Consider the following 8,947-nt stretch of genomic DNA (forward strand, 5'->3'; position numbering starts at 1 on the left):
TTTTGCCCGCCACAAAGCAGCGTGTTTGTGGAAGCAAGGGAAAGGGGATACATAGGGGCCGGCTTCTGCCCCGGCGGATTCGGCTACATGATGAAACGAATTTTAGCGGCTAAAAATGACATTGTAGTGATTAATGATGAGGGAGTGCGGGTAAATGGTGAGCTTCTTCCTCTCAGTGTTCCGCGCAAGGTTGATATAGCAGGACGGGCGCTGCCGCAATTCCATGTTGACCATTACACATTAGGCGAAGCCGAGCTGCTGCTTATGTCTGGTGTCAGTGACACATCCTTCGATGGCCGCTACTTCGGGCCGGTCAATCGGTCGCAAATCAAGGCCGTGATCCGGCCGGTAATTACACTGTAAGGAGAGGGAATGAACTTGTTTATTGCAGAAAAACCGTCTGTGGCAAAAGCCATTGCGGGCGAACTGGGAGTTACTGGAAAGAGCGACGGCTTCATCCAGTGTGGCAACGACAAAATAACCTGGTGCTTTGGCCATATGCTCGAACAGGCCGAGCCGGATGACTACACGCCGGATGACGTGCCACGCGGCCAGAATGGCCGGAAGGTCTGGCGAATCGATGAACTACCCATCATTCCTACGAACTGGATTCTCAAGCCCAAGGAAGATGCGAAGAAACAGCTTGCAACGATTGGCAAGCTGCTCAAGGAAGCTGACGTAATTGTGAACGCCGGCGATCCTGACCGGGAAGGGCAATTGTTGGTTGATGAGGTCCTTGAACACTTCCGCAATACCAGGCCAGTACGCCGGTTTTGGGTATCTGCACAAGACTCTGTTTCAGTCAGACGCGGGCTGGCCGCCTTAAAGGACAACACCACTTTTGCCGGCTGGGCCGATGCCGCCAAGGCGAGACAGCGGGCCGATTGGCTCATCGGCATGAATCTTAGTCGCGCATATACACTTCGGGCGCAGCGGGGTGGTTCCCGCGCTCTCCTGACGGTTGGACGCGTGCAGACACCCACGCTGGCCCTGGTTGTTGCCAGGGATCGGGAAATAGAAGGATTCAAGCCGGTGCCGTACCACACTATTCGGGCCGATATTCATCACGTCGGCGGTTCCTTTACCGCTGCCTGGAAGGCTAAAGAAGATCAAGCCGGCCTCGATTCCGAAGGTCGTCTCGTCGATACGGGTATTGCCGATGCGCTTGTCGAGAAGGTGACAGGCAAGCCCGGCATCATTGCCGAGTATAAGCAAGAAGCCAAGAAACAGAACCAGCCGCTGGCTTTCGCACTGTCTGATATTACCCTCCTGGCATCCAACAAATTCGGGTACAGTGCCGAAGATGTGCTGAACGCTTGCCAGGCACTTTACGAAACCCACAAGCTGACTTCGTATCCCCGCACTGATTGCGCCTACCTGCCGGAATCCCAACATGCCGACGCAACCGCTGTGCTGGCAGCGATCAAACACGTCAATCCCGAGTTGGGCGGGATAGTGGAGGGCGCAGATCCGAATATCAAATCCAAAACCTGGGACGACTCAAAAATCACCGCGCACCACGGAATCATCCCGACGATGCACAAGGGCAGTAAGGCGAGCCTCACCGACAAGGAGCGCCATATTTATGAGCTGATTGTCCGGGCTTACCTGGCGCAGTTTTACCCGCTGCACGAGTATATGCAGACTACCGTGGCCGCAGAAGTCGAGGGCGAAATCTTCACCGCGAGCGGAAAGGTTGTCACCCGTAACGGCTGGCGGGATGTCTTTCAGGAGTCCGACGAAGACGGCAGCAAAGATCCGGAAGAGGGCGGCAGTCAACACCTGCCGGCCATGAAACAAGGCGACCGCGTGACCTGCACCCGGGTCATCAGACGGGACGCCAAGACCAAGCCGCCGGCCCGATTCACCGAGGGCACACTGACTCGCGCAATGGAGAACATCCATAAATTCGTGTCCGATCCCGAACACAAGAAGATGCTGCGCGAAGGCGACGGCATCGGCACGTCGGCCACCCGCGCGTCCATCCTGTCCGAATTGAAGCGCCGCGAGTTCTTGGCACTTAAGGGCAAGCAGATCGTGAGCACGACCCTGGGCCGCAGTGTCATCGACGCTCTTCCAGAAGTCGTTAAAAGCCCGGTTCTGACCGCCTTGTATGAGCGGATGTTGAAAGGGATCGAGCAAGGCACCGCCGAACTGGACGCCTTCATTGTCAGGCAAGAGGCTTTCATCCGTGAACAGGTGACGAAGGCTAACGAGGGATCGGTGCACATCGCCGGCGGCAAAGAAGCCGTTCCGGTCTCTTCGCTGCACAAATGCATGACATGCGGCAGCGGCCTTTCACGCCGGCCCAGCAAAAAGAAAGGCCATTTCTGGTGGGGATGCAGCAACTTCCCTACCTGCAAGCAAACCTACCCTGAGCTAAAAGGACGACCGGACTATAGCAAGGGCCGTAACCATGACAGTCATTGAGGAGTAAGACCATGATGCAGAGTGAAGATAATAACACTTCAGACAATGAAGTTGGGATCGAGTCTGAGGCAGACGTGCTCGTTGAAAAGCTGAGCGATGCAGAAACAACGCCAAGCTTTGAGGTAGAGTTTGATCCAGACGAGGCCGAGAAAGCCGGTGCCTTTGAAGAGGACGCCATCAGTGAAGCCGATGCGTTAGAAAGTAGCGCTGACTTGATAGACCTTGAGTAGTCGCGTATGGCCAAGCAGTCCAACCCGGATCAATGGGATTTATTTGATGATTGGCTGGTTGCCGGGGAGACGGCAGTATCCCCGGTTATTCGACCCAAAGAGGATTCATTAACCGCATCGTTTGATCAGTCCCGCTATGTTCTCGCGCTACGTTTAGCCGAGAAGCTGGACAAGGACGGAGAAATCACGGTCAAGTTCTTAACGGATGAAGCGAATCGCGTTTTCGGCGGCACCCAGGCGGAAGGCGTCTATTTTACCAAGGACGCCTATGATGCGATGGAAGCGGCTTTTAACCTCCATCTTGGCCATACTGAGAAAGCCGACTGGACCGATCAAGACGCGGCATGGGCCAATAGCAAAGCGATCGAACTAACCCACCGCATTCAGAAACTGCCCACACAAACGCGGCGGGACGAAGAAATGGATGAGTTCCAGCAATTCAGCACGCCGCCGGCACTGGCGTTTGTGGCTAATTGGGTGGCCAACGTCAAGCGCGGCGATGTGATGGGCGAACCGTCAGCCGGCACGGGTGATCTGGCCATCTGGCCAAAGATTGCCGGCGCCGAGATTGTTCTGAATGAGTTATCGCCCCGCAGACAGGCGTTACTTTCCTCGCTGTTCCCCCAGGCGAGACTGTTCAAGGAGAACGCGGAGCAATTGGACAACGTACTACCGTCCGACATCAAGCCTTCAGTCATTGTCATGAATCCGCCGTTTTCATCGACAGCAGGGCGTGTGCAGGGGCAACGCGACACATCGAACGGCGCCAGACACATCGAGCAGGCATTGAGACGGCTACAGGGCGGCGGCCGGTTGGTGGCTGTTGTCGGCAATGGGATGGCGGCGGACCGGCCGGCATTTAGCAAATGGTGGAAGGAGATAGAGAAAAAATACAACGTCCGTGCCAATGTCGGCATAGCCGGCAAAGAGTATGCGAAGTATGGCACGACGTTCGATAACCAAATTTTGGTTATCGATAAAACCGGGCCGACGACTCAGCCCGTTTTGACAGGTAGAGTCGAATCGGTCGCCGATTTACCCGCATTGTTAGAGGGCATTAGAAATGAACGTCAGCACACTCAACGAGAATTCAATCAACCGGCAGTCACTGCAGATACTCAAGCAGTACCAGATACCTTGCAACCCAGCAACGGAGCTCGCGGCCTTGGTAGTGGTACGGGAAGCGCTGGAACGGAATCTATTGGACACGGGGGAGATTCAGGAGCCCATGTTACTGATAGCGAAACTCGCGGCGAATCCGCCATTGGCGATGTCGTTAATGACGGAATCGGAGCCGGGAGTGGAGTTTCAAATGGAGCTGTCGGAGACACTGGAGGAAGCAGCGGCGCAGATACTGGAGGAAATAGTGGCGTCAGTGAAAGCAACAAGGCCGGATCAGTTACAGTAGAGATTAAGAGCGGCGAAGTCAGCGAGTTTACTGATTCAGTATTCGCCCATTACAGTCCTCAGCGTCTCACCATTCCAGGGGCAAAACCACATCCCGGAAAACTGGTGCAGTCAGCGGCGATGTCGGCTGTAGAGCCGCCAGCGCCAAGCTATGCGCCCGTACTGCCTGTGAATCTGATACAAGACGGACTGTTATCCATTGCACAGCTTGAGTCGGTAGTTTATGCCGGACAAGCGCATTCTCAGTTGCTGCCTAACGGTTCGCGGAAAGGCTTTTTCATTGGCGACGGGACAGGTGTCGGCAAGGGACGGGAAATATCCGGCATTATCCTCGATAACATGATGCAGGGCCGAAACAAGGCGGTCTGGATTTCGTTCAACGAGGGATTGATTGAGGATGCGAGAAGGGATTTCGCAGGTGTAGGCGGCGATCCCGGCAAGATTTTCTTTCAGGGGAAAACCAAGGCCGGTAATGACATCATCCAAGAAGATGGCATTTTGTTTACGACCTATTCCACTTTGCGGGGCGGCGAGAAAAAACAGGCCAATGACCTGGGGCAGAAGGGCGGAAAGACGCGCACCCAACAGATCATCGACTGGCTGGGCAAGGATTTCGATGGCGTGATTGCGTTTGATGAAGCGCATAGCATGGGGAACGCCATTGCAATTAAAAGCAAACGCGGCGTTAAAAAACCTTCGCAGCAGGCGATTGCTGGCATCAACCTGCAAAAAGAATTGCCCAATGCGCGGGTTACCTATGTGTCGGCCACCGGCGCTACCGAGATTAGCAACCTGAGCTATGCGGACCGGCTGGGTCTGTGGGGCGAGGGCACGCCATTTGCCGATGTGAATACCTTTATCAGCGATGTCTCAAAGGGCGGCATTGCGTCAATGGAGCTCATCAGCCGCGATATGAAGGCAATGGGCATGTATCTCGCCCGGTCCCTGTCTTACGACGGCGTAAGCTACGAACGGCTGGAACATACGCTTTCAGACTTGCAGGAAGATATTTACAACGAGCTGGCCGGGGCGTGGCAGATCGTTTTAGATAATGTTGAAGAAGCGCTGGAGATCACGCAAGCCGGCAGCAGCGGTCCCGCGAAAAGCGCGGCAATGGCGCAGTTCTGGGGTGCTCATCAACGCTTCTTTAACCAGATCATCACGGCCATGCAGACGCCCAGCGTTATTGACGATATTCGTGAACAGCTCGATGCCGGCCATGTTGCCGTTATTCAGCTGGTCAACACCAACGAGGCCGCCCAAGAACGCATCATTGCCAATGCAACGGCCAATGACAGGGCGCTCGAGGATCTTGATTTCACGCCAAGACAGATGCTGATGGACTACGTTCGCAACGGTTTTCCGGTGGCGGCCTACGAAGAGTCTAAGGATGATAACGACAATATCATTTATGTACCCGTCAGGGATTCTGAAGGGAACCCGGTTTTTGATCGTGAAGCCATTGCCCTGCGCGATGCATTGCTTGAAACCCTGCAACAAATCCGGGTGCCTGAGAATCCGCTGGATTCCATCATTAATGCCTTCGGCTCTGATAAGGTGGCCGAGATCACGGGCCGGAGTCGCCGGTTTGTCCAGGTCCGTGATGATGAGGGTAATCTGAAGGTAATTGAAGAAAAGCGGGGTAAGCACTCATCCAGGGCAGATGCCGAAGCATTCCAGAACAACAAAAAAGACATTCTGGTCTTTTCCGGAGCCGGCGGTACCGGGTATTCATTCCATGCCGACAATACCGCCGAGAATCAGCGTAAACGCATTCATTACATTTTGCAGCCGGGTTGGCGTGCCGATTCGGCGGTACAGGGCTTTGGGCGCACCCACAGGACCAACCAGGCGCAAGAACCGCATTATGTGCTGCCCACCACCAACCTGAAGGCGCAAAAGCGGTTTGTATCATCCATTGCCCGGAGATTGGATCAGTTAGGCGCATTGACACGCGGCCAGCGCGAGGCGACCAGTCAAGGCATGTTCACGGCGTCAGACAATCTTGAAAGTGAATATGCTTCTATCGCGCTTAAGAATTTCTTTGGCGACCTTTATCGCAATAAAACCGACCTGTCATTTCATGATGTCACCAAGCAAATGGGGTTGAATCTGCTGGATGACAATCTTTCGTTGAATGAAAGCAAAATCCCGGCAATACCGCAGTTTTTGAACCGACTGCTATCACTGAAAACCGACATGCAGAACGCCGTTTTTGGCGAGTTTGAAAAGCGGCTCATAGAGTCCGTTGAATACGCTAAACAACAGGGTTTGTATGACGTTGGCTTGCAGACCATGACGGCATTGAGCATCAAAAAAGTGCGCGATGATGTCGCTTATGAAGATAAGAATACCGGAGCGCAGACCCGATATGTCGAGTTGGATGTCACCCACGAGATTCAATATAACTCATGGGAAGATGCCAAGAATCTGGCGGGCTCGCGTCGCAATGCCGACGATTTAAGCGGCTGGTTTGTCGCTGAGTTCGGTAGGAACAAAGGGGAGATCTTTTTTCTTTCCGACATAGGCGAAAGGCTCAATTCAGAAGGCCATACGGTACACCGTGGCGTCGTGCATACGATCAGAAAGAACGATCATCGATACATCGATAATGCCGATGTGATGAGTCGTGGCTGGGAGTACCGGAGCGTTTCAGGCCGTTATCAGAAGGTGACGCTGACCCGGGCGATTGATGAGGTCGAGGCCGAAAAACTTTGGCATGAACAAGTCGCCAATGCGCCGAAAACCGAGACCAAAACCGAGCGGATGATAGTCGGGGCGATCCTGCCGATCTGGGATCGTGTCGAGGGATCGGAAACCATCAAACGGCTACAGACCGATGACGGCGAGCAGCTGCTGGGCCGCATGTTAGGGCCAAGGGCGGCCAAGCAGACGCTCAAGAACTTGGGGCTGGATTCCGGCTTGTCCAACATGACGGCCAGCGATTTGTTCAATGCGATCAAAAATGGCAACAAAGCGATTCTTTCGAACGGCTGGGAAATCACAACGGCCAAGGTCAACCGCGAGGATCGGATCGAGATTAAAGGCCGCAGTTATCTGACCGATGCCGAAAAACGTGTCCTGAAAGAGCAAGGCGCATTCATCGAGCGCATCAACTGGGCCGAGCGGGTCTTTATTCCAACTAACAGCGGCGGAGTGGGGGTGTTTGAGCGCATCACCGCTTCGAAACCTGTTGTTGATCTGATCGAGAAAAACAGGCGTCAGGAAGCCGATGAAGTTGAGCAAGCGCATGGGACTCCTGAAGTAGCAAACGAGCGGATCACTCAAGATGCGAGTGTCGAGGCCATCACCACCAAAAACGTAAGCGATGACAGAGAAGTACCCAGTTATCAGGGAGTTATTTCAATGAATCAGAAGAATGACAAGAAACCCTATCATGAAACCGTTGCAGAGAACTTGATCAAACAACTCGAAGCCGGAACGGCGCCGTGGCAACGACCGTGGGAGGCCGGTGCCTCAGGCGCCTTCCTGCCCTATAACCCGACGACCGGCAACCGTTACAAGGGGATCAATGCATTGCACTTGATGTCGCAGAACCGTGACGATCAGCGCTGGATGACTTACAAGCAAGCGGCGGCAGCCGGTGGCCAGGTTCGAAAAGGCGAGAAGGGGACCGGTATTCAGTACTGGAAATTCACGGAAGAACAGATCAAGAAAGACGATAACGGTAAGCCGGTGTTAGATGTGGAAGGAAAGCCGCTTAAGGTAGTCGTTCGATTGGAACGACCTCGCGTATTTTTCGCGACTGTGTTCAACGGAGAACAGATCGACGGTTTACCACCGATCCAGAAAAAAGAACAGAACTGGAACCCGATTGAACGGGCTGAAAATATCTTAATGGCCTCGGGCGCCAATATTCAGCATAACGGCGGCGAGAGAGCATTTTACCGATCATCGACCGATAGCATTCACTTACCTGATAAAGGGCTGTTTCCAAGCGCAGATCGCTATTATTCAACAGCATTGCATGAATTAGGCCACTGGACTGGTCATTCGTCACGCCTGGATCGCGATCTTGCGCATCCTTTTGGCAGCGAAGGGTATGCAAAAGAAGAACTGCGGGCCGAGATTGCAAGCATGATTTTGGGCGACGAACTGGGTATCGGTCATGACCCGGGTCAACATGCGGCGTATGTCGGGTCATGGATCAAAGCGTTGAAAGACGATCCGCTTGAAATATTCCGTGCAGCGGCCGAGGCCGAAAAAATTCAAAACTATGTGCTGGCCTTCGAGCAAGTACAGGAGCAGGACCAGCAGCAAACGACAAACCCCGAACTGGTTGCGGAGTATTCCAATCAGACGCAAGCGCAGGAGATCAGTATGGAACCATTACAACACACTGCCATCGAGAGCAAACAGCAGACGCAGAGAGACGACCAGGATCAACAGAAGTCCGAACGGCAATACATCAATGTGCCTTACAGGGAAAAAGGCGAAGCCAAGGCCCTCGGTGCGCGTTGGGACCGACAAGAGAAGTCGTGGTATATCCCGCCGGGTGTTGACACCGCTCCCTTTATTCAATGGACGCCGGGCGCCCGCCAGGCAGCAACAGAACAGCAATCAATCAAAACTCAGGACCAAGATCTGCGTACTTATCTGGCCGTACCTTATGGCGAGCGTGTTGCAGCCAAGGCGGCAGGCGCTCTGTGGGATAAGGCGGCGAAGTCCTGGTATGCCGGCCCTGATGCTGACATGGCGAAACTCGAACGCTGGAAGCCCGACAAGGTGCGAGACCAGCAAGGCCCTGCGATGACGCCACAAGAGGAATTTGCCGAAGCGTTACAGTCCTTGGGTTGCATCCTAACCGGCGAACACCCGATCATGGATGGCAAGAAACACCGGATCGGCGTCGAAGGCGA

4 protein-coding genes are annotated in these 8,947 nt (G+C 54.1%); all 4 read left to right on the forward strand.

Going from position 1 to position 8,947, the window contains the following annotated elements; genetic code table 11:
* The coding region (gene traF / locus EK22_RS21440; RefSeq protein WP_036254278.1) for a conjugative transfer signal peptidase TraF at nucleotides 1-363 on the forward strand (363 nt) is incomplete at its 5' end.
* Between the two features lie 9 nt (nucleotides 364-372).
* On the forward strand, nucleotides 373-2,430 hold the full coding sequence (locus tag EK22_RS21445) for a DNA topoisomerase III (protein WP_036254279.1): 2,058 nt from the start codon (nucleotides 373-375) through the stop codon (nucleotides 2,428-2,430).
* Between the two features lie 11 nt (nucleotides 2,431-2,441).
* Nucleotides 2,442-2,660 carry a hypothetical protein gene (locus tag EK22_RS21450; RefSeq protein ID WP_036254281.1) on the forward strand — a complete coding sequence of 73 codons (219 nt, stop codon included), beginning with the start codon at nucleotides 2,442-2,444 and terminating at the stop codon, nucleotides 2,658-2,660.
* 6 nt (nucleotides 2,661-2,666) lie between these two features.
* Nucleotides 2,667-8,947: strawberry notch-like NTP hydrolase domain-containing protein (locus EK22_RS21455; protein ID WP_036254282.1), on the forward strand; the 6,281-nt coding region annotated here is incomplete at its 3' end.

Origin of the sequence: Methylobacter sp. BBA5.1 (assembly GCF_000746145.1) — a bacterium.
In the GTDB taxonomy this organism is placed as follows: Bacteria; Pseudomonadota; Gammaproteobacteria; order Methylococcales; family Methylomonadaceae; genus Methylobacter; species Methylobacter marinus.

Excerpts from the sequence above, each read along its gene's own strand:
- EK22_RS21445 (WP_036254279.1), top strand. The coding sequence starts at position 373 with ATGAACTTGTTTATTGCAGAAAAACCGTCTGTGGCAAAAGCCATTGCG.
- EK22_RS21450 (WP_036254281.1), top strand. The coding sequence starts at position 2,442 with ATGATGCAGAGTGAAGATAATAACACTTCAGACAATGAAGTTGGGATC.